This window comes from Streptomyces sp. NPDC006335 (genome assembly GCF_040612795.1).
In the GTDB taxonomy this organism is placed as follows: Bacteria; Actinomycetota; Actinomycetes; order Streptomycetales; family Streptomycetaceae; genus Streptomyces.
In genome coordinates this window covers 226,029-246,140 of the sequence record NZ_JBEXQX010000011.1, presented here as the reverse complement: position 1 = coordinate 246,140, position 20,112 = coordinate 226,029, and the positions used below count along the sequence as shown (strand labels likewise).

The window sequence follows — 20,112 nt, the reverse complement described above, 5'->3', positions numbered from 1 at the left end:
ATTGTCTATCTGTGTCGGGTGGGTGGGATGCGCAAAACCGTGGAGATCACTTGTTGGGCGTCCCTGACCTGTGTAAAGGTGTGCGTTGTCAGCGCACAGACAATGCACATTCCCTGTGTGCGCTCTTGACCCCCTCCGTACGCCCTTCACGCTTCAAAAGAGCTGTCCCAGGCGGACGTACCCATTGGTATGGACTTTTTAAAGCAATGCAGCATGCCTCGGGAGGAAATGCCGCCGTGAAAGACGCAGGACTGTCGAATTCCCCGTCTCCGGTTCGCCCGTACGACGTCACGGACGAGCAACTGAGCGCCGAGCTCAAGAAGTGGAGCGGCACGACGCCGGCCCTGCAGCCCGTCGGTGAACTCCTCGACCGGCACTGGGAAGCCGCCTTCGCCTACGCGCGGCTGTGCACCGACGGTCCCCGCCCCGCGGGCATGCTCACCACGGCCGCGTTCACCCGCCTCTTCGGCGAATCCCTGCGCCACACCGGGCCGACCGCCGCGTGGCGGCCCCATCTGCTCGTCACCGTCCGGCGGATCGCGGCCGAGTGGGACGCCGACGGCCGGCGGGAGATGCTCCACCCCGCGCTGAGAACCGAGGCGGGCGGCGACAGGGCGGCGGCCCGCCTGCTGCCCCCGGCCGAGCGGCGTCTGCTGTCCGGCGCCTTCCAGCGGTTGCAGCAGTCCGCCCGCTGTCTGCTGTGGCACACCGAGGTCGAGGCCGAGCCGATCGCCGTCCCCGCGAGTCTCCTCGGCCTGGACGAGGAGGACGCCCGCGTCGAACTCCGCCGCGCCCGTGAACGACTGCGCGAGGAGTGCCTCCAGGTCCACCGCGAACTCGCCCCCGAGCAGGAGTGCCGGCACTATCTGCGGCTGCTCGACGTGACCTACCGGCGCGGCGGTGTCGACATAGACCCCGATCTGCGCGAGCACCTGGAGCGGTGCCGGCACTGCATGCACACCGCCGACCAACTGCACCAGTTCAACGGGCAGCTCGGCCTCGCCCTCGCCGAAGCCGTGCTCGGCTGGGCCGCCGGCCCCTACGTGCAGTCCCGGCTGAGCGTCGACGACACGGGAGCGGCGCGGGAGGCCCGGCGGCACGCTCCGGCCGGCCCGTTCGTGGGCGAGGCCTTCGGCACCCCGATGCCCTTCGCGGACCCCGGCCAGGACGGGACCGCCGCCGACCCCGGCCCCGCCGACCAGGCGCCCGCCGGTCCCGGCCCCCGCACCCGCTCCGCGTCCCGCCGCTCGGCCCACAAGGCCGCCCGCCGCACCTCCCGCCGCAACCTCACCGTCGCCGTCCTGACGGTGAGCGGGCTCGTCGTCCTCCCCCTGGTCATGTGGTCCTCGTTCCGCTCGGACGGCAACGGCCCCGCCGACGCCGCTCCCACCGAGGCGCCCGGCTCCGACACGGCCTCCTCGACCAGCGACCCGTCGTGGGCCGGGGCGGGCGAGGCACGCGAGGGCGACCTGCGCGGCCGCCTGCACAACGTCGAGTCCGGCCTGTGCGTCGGTGTCGTCGGCAAGAAGCTCGCCCCGGGCGCCGAGACCGAACTCGCCGAGTGCTCCACGGCCGAGGGCCAGCAGTGGACGTACGAGACCGACGGACTGCTGCGCAGCGCCGCCGACCCCGACCTGTGCCTGGACTCCCGCCAGGGCTTCTCGGTGCGGCTCGCGACCTGCACGGGCGCCGGCGCGCCCGACCCCAAGGACATCCGCTACGACTTCACCCTCCAGGGCACCCTCGTACCGCGCTGGAACCAGGACCTCGCCCTGGCCCCCGCCGCCACCGACGGCTCCGGCGCGCTGGTCCTGAAGAACCGCGAGGAGGGCCCCGCCCAGCGCTGGGTCTTCGACACCTCGAAGACCGACCCCCAGATGGCGGCGGTCAACTGGGACGCAGACAGCAGCCCCACGCCCACCCCGAAGTCCGCCCCCGCGCCCTCCAGGACGCCCACGCCCACCCCGAAGGCGACGACCGCCACGCCGACCCCCACGCCGACACCGTCGTCGACGCCCCCGTCTCCGGGCGACTACTGCTCCACCAACCCGTACTACTGCAACGGGGACGGCCAGAACGGCGGCGGATCCGGCGGCTACGGCGGTGGGTACGGCTACGGCGGCGGGTACGGGTACGGCGGTGGCTACGGCTACGGAGGCGGCGGTTACGGCGGGCGCTGACCCCGCTCAGGCCCCGACGAGCTGAAGCGAGCCCCACAGGGCCACCACCGCGGCGGCCAGCGCCGTCGGTACGGTCAGCAGGCCGAGCCGGGTGAACTCGCCGAGCCCGACCTCGTGGTCGTCCCGGTGCAGGATGCGCCGCCACAGCAGCGTGGCCAGGGACCCGGCGTAGGTGAGGTTCGGGCCGATGTTCACCCCGAGCAGCACAGCGAGGACCGCGCCGGGGCCGGCCGCGGCGGTGAGCGGCAGCAGGACCAGGACCGCGGGCAGATTGTTGATCAGGTTCGCCAGTACGGCGGCCAGCGCGGCGATCCCCAGCAGCGCGACGAGCCCCGTCCCGTCGGGCAGGACGTGGCGCAGGGCGTCGGCGAGCCCGTTGTCGACGACCGCGCGCACCACGATGCCGAGGGCGAGCACGAACGCCAGGAAGGCCGGCGCCGCCGCCCGCACCACGGAGACCGGACCGGCCTTCCTCCGGGCGAGGGCGCGGCCCGCCAGCACCAGCGCCCCCGCACACGCGACCCACGCCGGATCCACGCCGAACGCGGAGGCCACCACGAACCCGGCCAGGGTGCAGCCGACGGTGACCAGCGCGAACAGCGGCAGCGCGGGCTCCTCGGAGGGCTCGGGGGAGTGGTCGACGACGGTGAGGTCGGTCTCGAAGAAACGCCGGAACACCGCGTACTCGACGGCGATCGCCGCCAGCCAGGGCAGCGTCATCAGCAGCGCGAACCGGGTGAAGCTCACCCCACTCGCCTCGAAGGCCAGCAGATTGGTGAGGTTCGACACCGGCAGCAGCAGCGAGGCCGTGTTCGACAGATGCGCGCACGCGTAGACGTGCGGCTTCGCGCGGGCGCCCATCCGGGAGGCGGTGACCAGCACCACCGGCGTCAGCAGCACCACGGTGGCGTCCAGGCTGAGCACCGCGGTGATCGCCGACGCCAGCCCGAACACACCGGTCAGCAGCCGCCCGGGCGAGCCCGCCGACCGCCGCGCCAGCCAGGCGCCGCAGGCCTGGAACAGGCCCTCGACGTCACAGAAGTGGGCGAGCACCAGCACCGCGGCCAGGAACCCGACCACCGGCCCCAGCCGCTCGACCTCCGCCCACGCGTGCTCCGGGGAGATCGCCCCGGTGACGACCGCGAGCCCGGCCGCCGGGACCGCGAGCACGGCCTCCGGCCATCCGAAGGGACGAAGCACCGCCCACACGAGTACGGCGACGAGAAGGACGACGGACAGGACTTCGGCGAGCGGGGTGTTCAGGGCGGTTCCTTCGGAGGGCGGTCAGATCGTGCCAGGTCATGAAACCAGGCCAGGGTAAGAACCGTCCCGCTACCCCCGACCCCGGCCGTTCAGACCCCGGTGCCCGGGCTGAAGGGGATGAGTCGCACCGACGACTCGGTGCCGGACACCGGGACCTCGCCGCCCTTCCAGGTCACCTTCAGCGGGTCCTCCTCGTCCGGCGGGGTCACCAGAAGAGCGGCAGGAGTGGCGGTGCCCGCCCCGCTGACCTCGGGATTCGCGAAGGACAGCCCGGCCCAGGCACTGCGGCCCGGTGCCAGGGTCACCGTCTGGAGGTCGCCCGAGGACCGCCGCGGGTCGGGGCCGAGCTGCTTGCCGGACGCGTCGACGAAGGCGGTGCCCGGGTAGCCGTACAGGGTGCAGGTGCGGCTCGACGTGTTCGTCAGCACGACCGGGAAGTTCTCCTGTCCCGCGCCGGGGTTGTTGCGGCCGACGGAGGCGCTCAACTCGGAGGTGTGGCAGCGGGTTCCGCCGGCCGGGGACCGCGGTGCGGAGGGGGTGAGGGAGTTGCTCACCGCGTCGGTCGGCACCCCGCTCGGCGCGCTGCCGGTGCCGTCGGTCGCTTCCGAGCTCTGCGTGCCGGAGCCGGACGGTGTCGTGGCGACAGTCGAGGGGGCCGTCGTGTCGTCGCCGCTGCCGCAGCCCGCCAGCAGACCGAGCAACGCCACCGGACCGGCGAGCAGTGCCGCCCGCCGCATTCCCTGGGACCTGTTCGTCATGTCTCCACACTCCCGGGAGATTCCAGCACGCGCACGTACGGCGCCTTGTGCCCCGTCATGAGGGTCCGACGCGGAACGGCCCGGAAAAGTTCGCTCACTCCAGGTCGAGGAGCCCGATCTCCGCCCAGATCGTCTTGCCGTCGGCCGTGTGCCGACTGCCCCAGCGCTGGGTGAGCTGCGCGACCAGGAGCAACCCCCGGCCGCCCTCGTCCCACGTCTTGGCGCGCCGCAGATGCGGCGCGGTGTGGTTGGTGTCGGAGACCTCGCAGATCAGCGTGGTCGCGTCATGGATGAGACGCAGCCGGATGGGGCGGGCGCCGTACCGGATCGCGTTCGTCACCAGCTCGCTCGTCACCAGCTCGGCCGTGAACGACGCCTCGCTCAGGTCCCAGCGGGCGAGCTGCTCCACGACCTGCTTGCGGACGGGCGCCACCAGCGACGGGTCGGCGGGGATGTCCCAGGTCGCCACCTGGGAGGCGGGCAGCCCCAGGGTGCGGGCCAGCAGCAGGGCCACGTCGTCCGCGGAGCCGCCGGGCGGGAGCAGCGTGTGCAGCACCCGGTCGCAGGTCTCGTCCAGGGAGTCCGAGGGCACGGCCAGGGCCTCGCACAGCAGCGCGCGGCTGGCGTCCGCGTCCCGCTCCCGGGACTCGGTCAGCCCGTCCGTGAACAGCGACAGCACGGTCCCCTCGGGCAGGGCCAGCTCGGCGGACTCGAACGGCAGGCCGCCCAGGCCCAGCGGCGGCCCCGCGGGCAGGTCCACCTGGCGGGCCGGCCCGCCGGGCGTCAGCATCACGGGGGCCGGGTGCCCCGCCCGGGCCAGCGTGCAGCGCCGCGACACCGGGTCGTACACCGCGTACAGACAGGTGGCCCCGACCTCACCGGGGCTGCCCTCGCCGCCGGCCTCCGCGGACAGCCGTACGACGAGGTCGTCGAGGTGGGTGAGCAGCTCGTCCGGGGCCAGATCGATGTCGGCGAGGGTGCGGACGGCGGTGCGCAGCCGTCCCATCGTCGCCGAGGCCTGGATGCCGTGCCCGACCACGTCCCCGACGACCATCGCGACCCGCATTCCCGACAGCGGGATCACGTCGAACCAGTCGCCGCCCACGCCGGCCCGCGCGGCCGGGAGATAGCGGGAGGCCGCCTCCACGGCCGCCGTACGCGGCAGGGAGCGGGGCAGCAGACTGCGCTGGAGGGCGAGGGCGGTCTCGCGCTCGCGGGAGAAGCGGCGGGCGTTGTCGACGCAGATCCCGGCGCGCGCGGTGATCTCCTCGGCCAGCAGCACGTCGTCCGGGGTGAAGGGGTCGGGCCGCCGGTACCGGGTGAGGACGGCTACCCCGAGGGTCTGGCCGCGGGCCTGGATCGGCACGGACATCGTGGAGTGGATGCCGTACTCCCTGACCCGCTCACCGCGCGTCTTGTTCCAGTTGAGCCACTGGTCGAGACGTCCGGAGGCGACCGTGGCGACGATGGTGCGGCCCGCGAGCAGCGAGTCGGCCTGCGGCGAGGTGGCGGGATACAGCTCCGTGTGCCCCGGCTTGACCACCGCCAGCGGGTTGCCCAGGTCCACGGACTGGTGGGCGGCGCGGCGCAGCTCGACCGGTGCGGCGAGCGTCGCCGGTGTCTCGCCGTTCTCCTGCGGGTCGAGCAGGTCCACGCTGACGAAGTCGGCGAGCGCCGGGACGCAGACGTCCGCCAGCTCCTGGGCCGTGCGGGTGACGTCGAGGGTGGTGCCGATGCGCATGCTCGCCTCGTTGACGAGCTGGAGCCGCTCGCGGGCGAGGAAGTGGTCGGTGAAGTCGTGGGCGGCCAGGCACACGCCCCGCACCCGGCCCGCCGGGTCGGTGATCGGCGCCATCCGGGCCAGCCAGGCGTGCGCGCTGTCCTCGCCGCCGGTCCGCATGTACGTCTGCACGTCCTTCGCCCGGCCGCTGGTGAGCACGTGCAGCAGATGCTCCTCCAGCTCCTCGCTCTGCGGCTTGCCGCCGATCTCGGACAGCCTCAGGCCCTGGACGCGCTTCTCGGGCAGCCCGATCACGTCGGCCATGGCGTCGTTGACCCGGCGCAGCCGGAGCTGTTCGTCGTACACGGCGACGGCACAGGGCGACTGGGTCAGTACGGCCGTGCCCAGTGGGTCGTCGGGGGAGCGGGGGCCGCCGGGCTCCAGCGGGGTGACCACGAGCCAGTGCCCCGGGCCGCCGTCCGCCGAGTGCTGGTGGTGGGCGAGCAGCCACACCGAGACGGCCGTGCCGTCGCGGTGGCACAGGGTGAGGGTGCCGTCCCAGCGGGCGCCCACGGGACCGTCGGGCACTTCCTCGCCCCCGCTGACCAGGAGGTTCACCGCCGGTCGGCCCACGACCTCGGCGGGCGACCAGCCCAGCAGCCGCTGCGCGCCGGCGTTCCAGGCGACCAGCGTGCCGTCCTCACCGACGACGGCCCGAGCCGTCGCCGCGTCGTCGAACGGGTACACGAGGGTCATCGTCGCCACTCCATTGCGCGCACTCTCAGTGAACAAACAGGTCACTTGGGTTCCAGCCTAGTGCGTCGCGCTCGGCCACGAACGGCGAACCCCTGTGCACGCCCCCACGCGTGACCGGACCGCCGTCAAGGGGGAAATCCGGCCGAGGGGACGCGCGGGGCAGACGCAGTCGACCGCACCCTTGACGACTTTGACTGGCACACCGTCAGATTGTGTTTGTTCACGATCAGTTGTGAGTACTTCTGGGCCCCGATGAGGGAGAGTCGCCATGGCGGTCACGCGCAGATCGGTTTTGCTCGCTTCCACGGCCGCGCCGGCTGCGGGATTGCTCCTTGCCGCTCCCGCGGCCCAGGCGGCCGGGTCCGCCGGGAGCACGTCCGGCCGCCGTACGGTCGCGCTGCGCGACGGCTGGCGCTTCGCGCTGGTCGACCCGGGCGGGCTCACCGACCCGACGGGGGAGTACGCGGACGCCGCCGCCCCCGGCTACGACGACTCGGGCTGGCGTGAGACCGCTGTCCCGCACGACTGGAGCATCGAACTCGCCCCGACCCCGCACAACGGCACCACCAGCGGCACCGGCTTCTTCCCCGGCGGCCTGGGCTGGTACCGCCTCGCCTTCACCCTGCCGGCAGCCCTCGCCGGAAAGCGGATCTCGGTGGAGTTCGACGGCGTCTACATGGACGCGTACGTCTACTGCAACGGCACGGAGGTCGGTCACCACCCCTACGGCTACACCGGTTTCGCCCTCGACCTCACCGACCTGCTCCACACCGACGGCACCACCGAGAACGTGATCGCGGTCAAGGTGCAGAACCGGCTCCCCAGCAGCCGCTGGTACTCGGGCAGCGGCATCTACCGCGAGGCCCGCCTGGTCGTCACCGAACCGGTGCACGTGGAGCGCTGGGGCACCCGCGTCACCACCCCGGAGATCACCGGGAAGCGCGGCCTGGTCCGGGTGGCGACGTCCGTGGTGAACGCGTCCGGCATCACCGCCGACGTCGAGGTCGTCACGCGGATCGTCGATCCCCGCGGCCGTACGGTCGCCCGCAGGACCTCCACGGTCGCCGTCACCGACAAGGCCACCGAGACCCACGAACTCACGGTTGCGGAGCCGAAGCTGTGGGACTTCGGCACCCCGCACCACCGCTACACCGTGCGGACCGACCTGCGCGTCGGCGGTACGACGACGGACACCTACCGCACCCCCTTCGGCTTCCGCACCTTCCGCTTCGACCCGGACGAGGGCTTCCACCTCAACGGCACCTACCACAAGCTCAAGGGCGTCGACCTCCACCACGACCTGGGCGCTCTCGGCGCGGCCGTCAGCGTCGACGCGATCCGCAGACAGATGACCATCATGAAGTCGATGGGCGTCAACGCCTTCCGCACCTCCCACAACCCGCCCTCCCCGGAGATGATCCAGGTCTGCGAGGAACTCGGCATCGTGATGCTGGTGGAGGCCTTCGACTGCTGGAAGACCCCCAAGACCCGTTACGACTACGGCCGGTTCTTCGACGAGTGGTGTGACAGGGACGCCACCGAGATGGTCCTGGCGGCCCGCAACTCGCCCGCGGTGCTGCTGTGGTCGATCGGCAACGAGATCCCCGACTCCACGTCCACCGCCGGGCTCGCCATGGCCGACCGGATCATCGCGGCGATCAGGGCCGTCGACGACACCCGCCCGCTGATCATCGGCTCCGACAAGTACCGCCGCCTGCCCGCCAAGGGGTCGGCCGCCGACCTGATGCTGGCGAAGCTGGACGGCCTCGGTCTGAACTACAACACGGCCAAGTCGGTGGACCAACTGCACGCCGCCTACCCGCACCTGTTCCTCTTCGAGTCCGAGTCGTCCTCCGAGACCTCCACCCGCGGCGCCTACCAGGAGCCCGAACACCTCAACACCGGCGAGAACCACACCCCCGGCAGGCGGAACACCTCGTCCTACGACAACAACCTCGCCTCCTGGACCATGAGCGGCGAGTACGGCCACAAGAAGGACCGGGACCGCAAGTGGTTCGCCGGGCAGTTCCTGTGGTCCGGCATCGACTACATCGGGGAGCCCACGCCGTACGACGTCTTCCCGGTGAAGGCGTCCTTCTTCGGCGCGGTCGACACGGCAGGCTTCCCGAAGGACATGTACCACCTGTTCCGCAGCCAGTGGGTCGACGAACCGATGGTCCACCTGCTGCCGATGACCTGGAACCACCGGGCCGGCGACACGGTCGAGGTGTGGGCGTACGCCAACGTCCCCGAGGTCGAGCTGTTCCTCAACGGCAAGTCCCTCGGCACCCGGACCTTCGACACCAAGAAGACCACCGACGGCCGGGTGTACCTGGAGACCACGGAAGCCACCGGCGACGACAAGACCTTCACCGACGGCCCCTACCCCGGCAGCTACACCAGCCCGAACGGCAGCGCGGGCAAGCTCCATCTGACCTGGCGAGTGCCGTACGCGCCGGGCGAGCTGAAGGCGGTGGCGAGGAGGAACGGCAAGGCCGTCGCCACCGACGTGCTCCGCACGGCCGGCCGGCCGCACGCCGTACGCCTCACCGCCGACCGCACGTCGCCGGCCGCCGACGGCCGTTCCCTGGTCTTCGTCACCGCGGACGTCGTCGACGCCCGGGGCGTGGTCGTGCCCGACGCCGAGCACCTGCTCTCCTTCGCGGTGACCGGCGGCTCGCTGGCCGGGCTCGACAACGGCCGTGAGGAGAGCGCCGAGCGCTACCAGGCCAGCACCCGCACCGCCTTCCACGGCAAGGCCCTCGCGATCGTGCGCACCGGCACCGAGCCGGGGGTCCTGAAGGTGACGGCGAGCGCGGAGGGGCTGCGGGCGGGCACTGCGAAGGTGCGCACGACCCCGTCCCGGTCGGCCGCCCTCACCGAGCCAGCCGCCTTCACCCCCGATCACCCGGTACCGCCGAACTACCCCCTCGCGGACGCCAGTTACTCCGGCCGCCCGGACACCCTCCCGGCCGCCATGCTCGACGGCGACCCCGCCACCGGCTGGTCCAACGCCTTCAACAAGGCCGCGACCGCCCTGCTGCCCGCCTTCAGCGGCGCGCGGGCCGAGGACTGGGTCTGTGTGGACTTCGGGCGGACCCGGACCTTCGACCGGGCGGAGATCTCCTTCACCCTGAGCGCGACCCACAGCCTGCCCGCCTCCGTCGAGGCCGCGGTGTGGGACGGCAAGCGGTACGTGCCCGTCGAGGGCGCCTCGACCGCCTGGGCCGCCGCGTCCGGCGAGCCGACCGTGATCACCTTCGACGCCGTCCGCGGCTCGCGGATACGGCTCACGCTGACCAGCGCGTATCCGGGCGAGACCCGGGGCGGTGTGCGCATCGCCAGGCTGGAGCTGCCGGGGACCTGACCCCCGCCGCCCACGGTCCGGACGGGAACCCGTCCCGTCCGGACCGTTGACGAGGTGTCATGCCTGGAACAAACATGGCCTGCGACCGTTGGGAGCGCTCCCATGAGCGCTGCCCGTACCTCCCCCGAGGAGCCCGGACGTGAACAGACGCAGAACCGCCCTGTTGTCCCTGACCGCCCTGCTGGGCGCGGCACTTGTGGCCTCACCCGTCTCCCCGGCCGCCGCCGACGAGGTCGAGCAGCTCAAGAACGGCACCTTCGACACCGCCACCGAGCCTTGGTGGACGACCAGCAACGTGACCGCGGGCGTGTCCGACGGACAGCTCTGCGCGGACGTGCCGGGCGGCACCGCCAACCGCTGGGACGCCGCCGTCGGCCAGAACGACGTCACTCTGGTGAAGGGGGAGTCGTACAAGTTCTCCTTCACCGCGAAGGGTTCGCCCGAAGGGCATGTCGTGCGGGCGATCGTGGGGCTGCAAGTGGCGCCCTACGACACCTATTTCGAGGTGAGCCCACAGCTGAGCGTGTCCGGGAACTCCTACTCCTACACGTTCACCTCGCCCGTGGACACCGCCCAGGGCCAGGTCGGCTTCCAACTCGGCGGCGGCACCGACCCGTTCCGCTTCTGCATGGACAACGCCTCCCTGCTGGGCGGGGTCCCGCCCGAGGTGTACGAGCCCGACACCGGACCGCGCGTGCGGGTCAACCAGGTCGCCTACCTGCCCGCGGGGCCGAAGAACGCGACGCTGGTCACCGACGCCACCACGAAGCTGCCCTGGCAGCTGAAGAGCGCCTCGGGGACCGTCGTCGCCCACGGCTGGACCGTGCCGCGCGGCACCGACGCCTCCTCGGGGCAGAACGTCCACTCCATCGACTTCGGCGCCTACAAGAAGCGCGGCGCGGGCCTCACCCTGGTCGCGGACGGCGAGACCAGTCGGCCCTTCGACATCGGCGCGGGCGCCTACGAGCAGCTCCGCCTCGACGCGGCGAAGTACTACTACACCCAGCGCAGCGGCACCGCGATCCGCGACGACCTGCGCCCCGGCTACGGCCGCGCCGCCGGTCACGTGAACGTCGCCCCCAACCAGGGCGACAAGGACGTGCCCTGCCAGCCCGGCGTGTGCGACTACACCCTCGACGTCACCGGCGGCTGGTACGACGCCGGCGACCACGGCAAGTACGTCGTCAACGGCGGCATCTCCACCTGGGAGGTGCTCAGCACCTACGAACGCGAGCTGCTGGCCCGCACCGGACAGCCGGCGAAGCTCGGCGACGGCACCCTCGCCATCCCCGAGAGCGGCAACAAGGTGCCCGACATCCTCGACGAGGCCCGCTGGGAGCTGGAGTTCCTGCTGAAGATGCAGGTGCCGGACGGGCAGCCGCTGGCCGGGATGGCCCACCACAAGATCCACGACGAGCAGTGGACCGGCCTGCCCCTGATGCCGAGCGAGGACCCGCAGAAGCGTGAACTGCACCCGGCGTCCACCGCCGCGACGTTGAACCTCGCCGCGACGGCCGCGCAGGCCGCCCGCCTGTACAAGCCGTACGACAAGGCGTTCGCGGCGAAGGCCCTGGCGGCCGCCCGCAAGGCCTGGACCGCGGCACTCGCCCACCCCGACCTGTACGCCTCGGAGAGCGACGGCGTCGGAGGCGGCACCTACGCCGACAACAACGTCACCGACGAGTTCTACTGGGCGGCGGCCGAGCTGTACCTCACCACGGGGGAGAAGGCGTTCCAGGACCGTGTGCTCGCGTCCCCCGTCCACACCGCCGACATCTTCACCCCCGTCGGCTACGACTGGGCCCGCACGGCGGCCGCGGCCCGGCTGGACCTGGCGACCGTACCGAGCAAGCTGCCCGGCCGGGACAAGGTCCGCCAGTCCGTCGTCAAGGGCGCCGACCGCTACCTGGCCACGCTGAACGCCCACCCGTACGGGATGCCGTACGCCCCGGAGGGCAACCTCTACGACTGGGGCTCCAACCACCAGATCCTGCACAACGGGATCGTCATCGCCACCGCCTACGACATCACCGGCGCCTCGAAGTACCGGGACGGCGCGCTCCAGGGCATCGACTACATCTTCGGCCGCAACGCGCTGAACATGTCGTACGTGACCGGCTACGGCGAGGTCAACTCCCACAACCAGCACGCCCGGTGGTACGCCCACCAGCTCGACCCGAAGCAGCCGAACCCGCCGAAGGGGACCCTGGCCGGCGGAGCGAACTCAGGCATCCAGGACCCCTACGCGCAGAGCAAACTCCAGGGCTGCGTCGGCCAGTTCTGCTACATCGACGACATCCAGTCCTGGTCGACCAACGAACACACGATCAACTGGAACTCCGCCCTGACCCGGATGGCGTCGTTCGTGGCGGATCAAGGCTGACCTGAGCATGCTCCACCAGCTCACCGGGCCGTTCGTGCGCGGTGAGCGTGTGGAGCCGGGCCTGATCGAGCGGCTGGTGCACCTCGACGTACTCGCCGTGCGGCAGCCGCTTGATCAGGCCGGTCTCCCGGCCGTGCAACACCAGCTCCCGGTCCCGGAGTTGCAGGCCCAGGCAGATGCGCCGGGTGGCGACGAAGACGACCACCGGGACCACGAACATCCCGATCCGCACGGCCCAGGTGACCGTGTTGATCGACAGATGCAGCCGGGTGGCCACGATGTCGTTGCCGCCGCCCGCCAGCAGGATCAGGTACAGGCTGATCCAGGACGCGCCGATCGCCGTACGGACCGGACGGTTGCGCGGACGGTCCAGCAGGTGGTGCTCCCGCTTGTCCTTGGTGAACCGGGCCTCCAGGAACGGGTAGACGCCGATGAACACGAGGAGGAGAGGGAAGATCACGACCGGGACGAGGACCCCGAGGATCAGCGTGTGGCCCCACAGGGTGATCTCCCAGCCCGGCATCACTCGCACCAGCCCCTCGGCGAAGCCCAGGTACCAGTCCGGCTGGGCGCCCGTGGAGACCTGGTCGGCACGGTAGGGGCCGTACGACCAGACCGGGTTGATGGACGCCACCGCCGCGATGAGCGTGAGCGCCCCGAACACCAGGAAGAAGAACCCGCCGGCCTTCGCCAGGTACACGGGGAAGAACGGCGTGCCGACCACGTTGCGTTCGGTCTTTCCGGGACCCGCGAACTGGGTGTGCTTGTGGTAGACGACCAGGATCAGGTGGGCCACCACCAGGGCCGCCATGATGCCGGGGATCACCAGGATGTGCAGCGAGTAGAAGCGGGCCACGATGTCATGGCCGGGGAACTCGCCGCCGAACAGGAACATCGCGAGGTACGTCCCGACGATCGGCACCGACAGGGTGGCGCCGTAGACGAACCTGAGGCCGGTGCCGGACAGCAGGTCGTCCGGCAGCGAGTAGCCGAACAGGCCCTCGAAGAGGCCGAGGAACAGCAGGGACCAGCCGAACAGCCAGTTGACCTCGCGCGGCTTGCGGAACGAGCCGGTGAAGAAGTGCCGCATCATGTGCGTGAGCATCCCGGCCACGAAGATCAGCGCCGACCAGTGGTGCAGCTGCCGGATCAGCAGGCCGCCGCGCACGTCGAAGCTGATGTCGAGCGTCGAGGCGTACGCCTCCGACATGCGCACCCCGTTCAGGGGCGTGTAACTGCCGTGGTACGTCACCTCGTTCATGGAGGGATGGAAGAACAGCGTCAGCCAGACCCCGGTCAGGATCAGCACGACGAAGCTGTACAGGCAGATCTCGCCGAGCAGGAAGGACCAGTGGTCCGGGAAGACCTTGCGCAGGTACTTCGCGCCCAGGGTGCGGGTGCCGAGCCGTCCGTCGAGCCAGCCGGACAGCCGCTCGCCCTTCGCCGGATCGGCCCGGCGTTCGGTGGCGGTCACGCCTCCTCCTTCTGCACATGCGTGAGTTTGTCGGGATTGCTGACGACGAAGAGGCCGCGGACCCGGTCGCCCTCCGGGGTGAGGTCCATGACGATCACCGCGTAGGGCGCGTCGCCCTGGAACAGCACTGCCGCGTCGTCGCCGTTGACCCGGCGGTAGCGCAGCTCCAGACCGGGTGTGCGCGCCCCGCCCCGCTTCGCGTAACCGGCGAGCAGCCGTACCGCCTTGTCGCGGCCGTGCACCGGGCGCAGCGCCGTCGGCCTGCGCTTGCCGCCGCCGTCCGTCCACACCGTCACGTCCGGCGCGAGGATCTCCATCAGCTCCGCGATGTCCCCGCCGACAGCGGCCCGGACGAAACGTTCCGTCGCCTCCCGGCGGACCCGGGGGTGCGCCTCGTACAGCGGACGGCGGGCGTGCACATGGGCCCGCGCGCGGTGCGCCACCTGCCGTACGGCGGCCGGGGTGCGGTCGAGGATCTCCGCGATCTCGGTGTGGGCGTACCCGAACACCTCGTGCAGCACGAACACCGCGCGTTCCAGCGGGGACAGCGACTCCAGGACCACCAGCAGCGCCAGCGACACGGACTCGGTCCGCAGCGCGGGGTCGTCCGCGCCGTCCTCGTCGGCGACCAGCGGCTCGGGCAGCCACGGGCCGACATAGGTCTCCCGGCGGCGGCTGACCACCGCCCGGCGCTGGAGTGTGTGGTTCACCGCGATCCGCACCAGATAGGCGCGGGGGTTGTCGACCCCGTCCACGCCCCGGCGCGACCACGACAACCATGTGTCCTGGAGCACGTCCTCGGTGTCGGCGACGCTGCCCAGCATGTTGTAGACGACGCCGAACAACAGCTCCCGGTGTTCGACGAAGACACCGGTCGCCGCCTCGGCGTCGGGATCGGGTATCTCGGACATCTTGTGTGGCCTCCCAGTAGCGCTCACTACTGCGAGGCCCGGCGGCCCCGGAATGTGACATCCGGCGCCGAAATGTGATCCACGCCTCATTCAGGAGGCGTCATGAAAGACCATCCCCAGCGTGTGCCGCCGGCCGGAGCGCACGACGCTCACCCCGTGCCGCATCGCCCCGGCGGACCAGCCGCGCTTCGTGCGCACCGGCCGGTCGCGGGTCGTGAAGACCACGCCGTGGCCCCGGGGGAGGACCGTCGCCGTGCCCCGGGACTGCGCCCGCGGCCGCTGCTCGACCATCATGAACTCGCCGCCGGTGTAGTCGGTGCCGTACTCGTCGAGTCCGATCACCACCTGGAGCGGGAAGACCAGGTCGCCGAAGACGTCCCGGTGCAGCGCGTTCCAGTCACCCGCTGTGTAGCGCAGCAGGATCTGTGCCGAGCGGTCCTGGCCGGCCGCGTGACAGCGCTCCAGCCACTCCTCCAGCGAGTCCGGCCAGGGGGCGGGGCGTCCGAGACGGGCCGCCCAGCCCCGGGCGACGGGCAGCAGGCGGGGGTAGAGCACGGCGCGCAGGGCGGCGACCGGTGCGGGCAGGTCATGGGTGAAGTAGCGGTACTCGCCCGATCCGAAGCGGTGGCGGGCCATGTCCACGGTGGTCCGGAACAGCTCCGGCTTGTCGTACAGCGCCGTCAGCTCCCGGCACTCGGCCCGTGTCAGCAGCGGTGCCGTCGGCGCGCAGCCGTGCGCGTCCAACTCGGCGGCCAGGGCGTCCCAGTCGGTCTCGGCGACCCTGGTGGCGGCCAGGTCGGGGGTGACTGCCGGGTCGGGGGTGACTGTCATGTCGTTTCCTCCTCGCCTTCGAGTGTGGGACGCCGCCCCCCGCTCGTCCGGCGGGAATCGGACACCGTGCTCGGACCTCTCCGGTACCGCCTGAGGCCCGTCTTGAGCTGGGCGTATTTACGGTCGAGTACCCGCGCGGTACCGTGAAGTCATGCCAGCTCTCAACGTGGAGTTCAGCGATCGCGAGCTAGAGGACCTGCGGCAGATCGCCAAGGAGCGCGGTACGTCGATGAAGGCCCTCGTGCGGGAGGCCGCCGCGGCCGACATCGCCCGGCACCGGGCCCTGCAGGAGGGCGCGGAGGCGTTCCGGCGGTTCTTCTCCGCCCACGCCGATGAGTTCGCCGCCGCCTTCCCCGAGGATGAACCGGCCGCCAAGGGTGCGGGGCGGGTCGGCTGACCGATGGCTCCCGTGGTCCACATCGACGTGCCCTGGCTGCTCCAGCGGCACGAAGAGGTCCTGCCCGACCAGCCCACGATCAACGACTTCTCGGCCCTCGTCGCCGCCGTCGCCCGGCACCGCGTCGACCCGCCCCGCCTCGGCGTCGACTCCGACCCGGCCTGGCGCGCGGCCGCCCTCCTGCACACCCTGGCCCTGCTCAAGCCCTTACCGTCGGCCAACGCCCGCTTCGCCTGTGCCACCGCCGTGGCCTACATGTTCGTCAGCGGCGTCGGCATCGACCCGCCCTACGGGGCCCTCGTCGACCTGGCCCGCGATCTGATCTCCGGCAAGGCCGACGTGTACGGCGCGGCCGACCGGCTGCGCTCCTGGCAGATCTGAGGACACCGGGTCACGCGGACGGGTTGACCGGAGGTGGTTGGCGGTGTCCCTGGTCCGGAGTCGGGATGGGGGTGTGCCTGGTCTGGTGGCGGTTGGGGGTGCGCACCGGCTCCGGAGGCGGATGGGGGTGCCCTTGGCCCGGAGTCGGATAGGGGTGCGCGCCGGTTCCGGGCGTGGATGGCCGGTGCCCTTGGTCCGGAGTCGGATCGGGGTGTGCCTGGTCCGGAGGCGGATGGGGCGCCCCTGGTGCCGAATCGGAGGGGAGTTCCCCGGCTCCGGCATTCGATCGGGGTGCCCCGGCCGGACGCCGACCACCTCGCCCCCGGGGCCGCCGACCGAGGGCGGGAGGAACGGGGTCGGCGGCCGGGGTTTCGCGCGGGAGAGCCGCCGTCCCGTGCGGGGCCTCCGAGAAGGGCCGTCTCCAGTGGACTACCTGCCCCCGCGAGGAGGGAGCGTGCGCGGCGCTCCGGCGCGTGCGCGGGTTTCACACGGGGCGCATGGAATGTCGAAAGCCGGTGCGAACGCACGCAGTTGCGGCTCCATCTGACTATCTGCCGAATGACGCGGATGTTGCCCAAGCGCCTTGTTGGCCATGAGTGACTTGTGCAAGGGTGAACCACCTGTGTGGGGGGCAAGGGCCGGGTCGCATTCGTCCCGTGGGGAACCGGGGCGGAGGGGCGTCGGCGAATTCGTGCTTCCCACCCTCGCGCCCAAAAGGGATGCCCCTTCGGCACTCCTTTTCGGCAGGAGAACTTCTGTGAGTCCCATGTCTGTGGGAAGGAAACCCGCTCAGTGCCAACCCCCCACCCGCCACTCCCTCCTTACCCGCCGCCCGGCGGTGCCTCCGGGGAATCCGACGAGGATCTCGCCGCCCGGCTCAGGGGCCGTCCCGACGGCGAGGCCGCCCAGGCCGTCGCGCTGCTCATGGCACGCCACTGGAAACCGGCGCAGGACTACGCGGTCATCTGCCTCGCCTCCCAGTCCGAGACCGCCTCGATGGTGGCCGCGGCCGCCTTTCACCAGGTCCTGGACCGACTGGCGCTCGGTGAACCGGCCCTCGCGCTGCGCCCCAGAACCCTTGTGGCCGTGCGGGACACGGTCAAGGAGTGGACGGCCGAGGACCGGACGACCGGTGTTCTGCCGGACCTGATGAAACCGAACGGCGGCCGCGGAATGCGGGCCGCGAAGTCCATGACACCCGAAAACCGCAAGCTCGCCGAGCGGTCATTCCAGTCCCTCCCGGGACTCGCCCGATGCCTGCTCTGGCACACCGAGGTGGAGGCGGAGTCGATAGCCGTGCCCGCCGCACTCCTCGGCATGGATGCCGACACGGCGTCGGCCGCGCTCGAGCAGGCGCGTGAAAAATTCCGCGAAGGGTGTGTACATGCCCATCGGGAACTCGCCCCGACGAAGGATTGCCGCTTCTACAACCGCCTCCTCGACGTTCCCATTCGCCGGGGCGGAGCCCTCCTGCCGGATGTCCAGCAGCATCTCGCCGAGTGCCGCTACTGCCGTTCCGCCGCGGAACAACTGAGCTTTTTCGAGGGCGGCTTGGGCGTACTGATCGCCGAGGCGGTGCTGGGCTGGGGTGCCCGCCGCTATCTCGAACTGCGCGCCGGGCGTACGCCCCAGACGCCGGCCCGCGGCCGGGGGGCAGGCCGGCACGGCGCGGGCCGCCGCCGGATCCTCGCGCGCCTCCCCGCTCCCGGCCGCCGCGACCCCGGCGAGGGCGGGGGCCTGCGCTCCTCACGGACCCTGCTCACCGGAGTGGGACTCACCTCCGCCGGCCTCCTCGCGGCCATGCTCGCCGCCGGGCTGTGGTCGCACGACGGCGGCGCCGACCCCGCCGCCTCGACCAGCGCCACCACCGGCGGTGGCACGGCCCCGGGCGCCGACTCCCGACCCCCGGGCACCGCCCAATTGCCCACCGCGCCGGCGGTGACCCGGCTGCGCAACGCCGCCGCCGACCTCTGCCTCGACATCCGGGGCACGGCGAAGGCGGGCGCCGGCACCGAACTCGCGGCCTGCTCGACCGAGCGGACCCAGCAGTGGTCGTACGGGGTGGACGGTCTGCTGCGCAGCGAGGCGGATCCCGAGCTGTGCCTGGACTCGCACGTGGACGCGGGCGTGGTCGTCCTCGGCACATGCGCCGACGCGAAGGCGAAGCGGGCCGCCGACGTGCGCTACGACCTCACCGTGCAGGGGGAGTTACTGCCCCGCTGGGACGAGCAGCTCGCCCTCGCCCCCACCGCGGAAGACCCGGGCGCCGATGTCGTCGTCAAGGTGCGCGACCGCTCGGACCAGCAGCGGTGGCTGACCGACGCCGCCTCGACCGCCAGTCCCGGCTCGCTGTCGGTCACCGGGAGCGAGGCCCCGCAGGCCCGACCCGCGGACCTCAGGAACCGGGTCTAGGGACGGTCCCCCCCCGGGGCCGCCGACGGCAGGGAGGCCTCTCTTCGCGGAGGCCTCCCCTCAGGCGGGGTCCGTCACGAGGTCGTCGGGGCCGACCGTGGCCGGGCTCGCGTGGCCCGAGAGGGCGAGCGTGAGGTCCAGCTCCGCGAGCAGGCAGCGGATCACGTGCTCGACGCCCGCCTGCCCGTCCAGGCCGAGGCCGTAGACGTAGGGCCGTCCGAGGAGTACCGCGCGGGCGCCGAGCGCGAGGGCCTTGAAGACGTCGTCGCCGGTGCGGACACCGCTGTCGAAGAGCACGGTCAGCCGGTCGCCGACCGCCTCCACCACCCGCGGCAGCGCGTCGGCCGCCGCGACCGCCCCGGCGACCTGCCGCCCGCCGTGGTTGGACACCACGACCCCGTCCATCCCGGCGTCTGCCGCCAGGCGGGCGTCGTCCGGGTGCAGGACGCCCTTGAGGACGATCGGCCCGTCCCAGTGCTCCCTGAGCAGGGCGAGGTCGGGCCAGGTCTTGCCGGGGTCCGCGAACATGCCGACGAAGTGCAGCACGGCCGCGTTCGGGTCCTCGTGCACCGGCTTGGCCAGTCCCGCCCGGAAGGCCGGGTCGGAGAAGTAGTTGGCGGTGCCCACGCCGTGCAGGAACGGCAGGTACGCCTGGTCGAGATCGCGGGGCCGCCAGGACAGCAGCGGGGTGTCCAGGGTGACGACCAGGACCGTGAACCCGGCCGCCTTCGCCCGGTCCAGGAAGCTCAGGGCCACCTGCGGGTCCTTGGGCCAGTAGAGCTGGAACCAGCGCTCGGCGTCCCCCATCGCCTCGGCGACCTGCTCCATCGGGGTGCTGGAGGCGGACGACAGGATGTAGGGCACGCCCTGTGCCGCCGCAGCCCGGGCCGCCGCCGGCTCCGCTTCCGGGTGCATGATCGACAGGACGCCGACCGGCGCGAGGGCCAGCGGGGCGGGCAGCGGGCGGCCCAACACCTCGACGGACAGGTCGCGTTCGTGGACGTCCCGCAGCATGCGCGGGACGATCCGGTGCCGCTCCAGCGCCGCCCGGTTCGCCCGCGCCGTACTGCCGTCGCCCGCGCTGCCCGCCACATAGCCCACCGGGCCCGGGCCGAGGCGCTGCTCGGTGAGCTCCTCCAGCCGGGTCAGGTCGGTGGGCAACCGGGGCACCGCGCCCGACATCCCGTTCAGATAGATCTCGTACTGGAAGTCCGCCCAGTGCTTGGCCATCCGTCCGAACCGCCTCTCCTCGTCGGGTGCGCCGACGATATCGGTGGGC

13 protein-coding genes are annotated in these 20,112 nt (G+C 71.9%); 6 read left to right on the top strand and 7 right to left on the bottom strand.

Annotated elements, in window-relative coordinates; all coding sequences use genetic code 11:
* The first annotated feature begins 236 nt into the window (after nt 1-236).
* Entirely contained in the window at nt 237-2,180 is a 1,944-nt protein-coding gene (locus tag ABZ098_RS28885) for an RICIN domain-containing protein (RefSeq protein ID WP_356596003.1), read from the top strand.
* Nucleotides 2,181-2,186: 6 nt separating this feature from the next.
* On the opposite strand, the gene ABZ098_RS28880 is transcribed toward ABZ098_RS28885, so the two are convergent.
* The 3 genes from ABZ098_RS28880 to ABZ098_RS28870 all read right to left on the bottom strand — a co-directional run bounded on the left by ABZ098_RS28880 (nt 2,187) and on the right by ABZ098_RS28870 (nt 6,677).
* Nucleotides 2,187-3,443, bottom strand: coding sequence for an SLC13 family permease (locus ABZ098_RS28880; protein ID WP_356596081.1), 1,257 nt, complete (start codon nt 3,441-3,443; stop codon nt 2,187-2,189).
* Nucleotides 3,444-3,532: 89 nt separating this feature from the next.
* Nucleotides 3,533-4,201 (bottom strand): DUF4232 domain-containing protein, encoded by a 669-nt coding sequence (locus tag ABZ098_RS28875; protein ID WP_356596001.1) that lies wholly within the window; start codon nt 4,199-4,201, stop codon nt 3,533-3,535.
* 94 nt (nt 4,202-4,295) lie between these two features.
* Nucleotides 4,296-6,677 carry a SpoIIE family protein phosphatase gene (locus tag ABZ098_RS28870; RefSeq protein ID WP_356595999.1) on the bottom strand — a complete coding sequence of 794 codons (2,382 nt, stop codon included), beginning with the start codon at nt 6,675-6,677 and terminating at the stop codon, nt 4,296-4,298.
* Nucleotides 6,678-6,945: 268 nt separating this feature from the next.
* Between ABZ098_RS28870 and ABZ098_RS28865 the strand changes: the two genes are divergently transcribed.
* Nucleotides 6,946-10,044, top strand: a complete 3,099-nt coding sequence (locus ABZ098_RS28865) for a glycoside hydrolase family 2 TIM barrel-domain containing protein (RefSeq protein WP_356595997.1) — start codon at nt 6,946-6,948, stop codon at nt 10,042-10,044.
* Nucleotides 10,045-10,183: 139 nt separating this feature from the next.
* Entirely contained in the window at nt 10,184-12,427 is a 2,244-nt protein-coding gene (locus ABZ098_RS28860) for a glycoside hydrolase family 9 protein (RefSeq protein ID WP_356595995.1), read from the top strand.
* Here the strand turns inward: ABZ098_RS28860 and ABZ098_RS28855 are convergent.
* The 3 genes from ABZ098_RS28855 to ABZ098_RS28845 form a co-directional block, all read right to left on the bottom strand.
* Nucleotides 12,372-13,901 carry a cytochrome bc complex cytochrome b subunit gene (locus tag ABZ098_RS28855; protein WP_356595994.1) on the bottom strand — a complete coding sequence of 510 codons (1,530 nt, stop codon included), beginning with the start codon at nt 13,899-13,901 and terminating at the stop codon, nt 12,372-12,374. The genes ABZ098_RS28860 and ABZ098_RS28855 overlap by 56 nt on opposite strands.
* Nucleotides 13,898-14,812 (bottom strand): RNA polymerase sigma factor SigJ, encoded by a 915-nt coding sequence (gene sigJ / locus ABZ098_RS28850; protein ID WP_356595992.1) that lies wholly within the window; start codon nt 14,810-14,812, stop codon nt 13,898-13,900. The genes ABZ098_RS28855 and sigJ overlap by 4 nt, the downstream gene beginning before the upstream one ends.
* 90 nt (nt 14,813-14,902) lie before the next feature.
* Entirely contained in the window at nt 14,903-15,643 is a 741-nt protein-coding gene (locus tag ABZ098_RS28845; protein WP_356595990.1) for a 2OG-Fe(II) oxygenase, read from the bottom strand.
* Between the two features lie 151 nt (nt 15,644-15,794).
* On the opposite strand from ABZ098_RS28845, the gene ABZ098_RS28840 reads away from it, so the two are divergent.
* The 3 genes from ABZ098_RS28840 to ABZ098_RS28830 all read left to right on the top strand — a co-directional run bounded on the left by ABZ098_RS28840 (nt 15,795) and on the right by ABZ098_RS28830 (nt 18,833).
* Nucleotides 15,795-16,040, top strand: a complete 246-nt coding sequence (locus ABZ098_RS28840; protein ID WP_007386605.1) for a hypothetical protein — start codon at nt 15,795-15,797, stop codon at nt 16,038-16,040.
* A 3-nt stretch (nt 16,041-16,043) separates the two neighbouring features.
* Nucleotides 16,044-16,421, top strand: coding sequence for a toxin Doc (locus ABZ098_RS28835; RefSeq protein WP_307678969.1), 378 nt, complete (start codon nt 16,044-16,046; stop codon nt 16,419-16,421).
* A gap of 792 nt (nt 16,422-17,213) precedes the next feature.
* The gene (locus ABZ098_RS28830) at nt 17,214-18,833 is read left to right on the top strand and encodes an RICIN domain-containing protein (protein WP_356595987.1); all 1,620 of its coding nucleotides are present in this window, start codon (nt 17,214-17,216) and stop codon (nt 18,831-18,833) included.
* 60 nt (nt 18,834-18,893) lie between these two features.
* On the opposite strand, the gene ABZ098_RS28825 is transcribed toward ABZ098_RS28830, so the two are convergent.
* Nucleotides 18,894-20,063: a lactate 2-monooxygenase gene (locus ABZ098_RS28825; RefSeq protein WP_356595986.1), complete on the bottom strand. Its 1,170-nt coding sequence runs from the start codon at nt 20,061-20,063 to the stop codon at nt 18,894-18,896.
* Between the last annotated feature and the right edge of the window lie 49 nt (nt 20,064-20,112).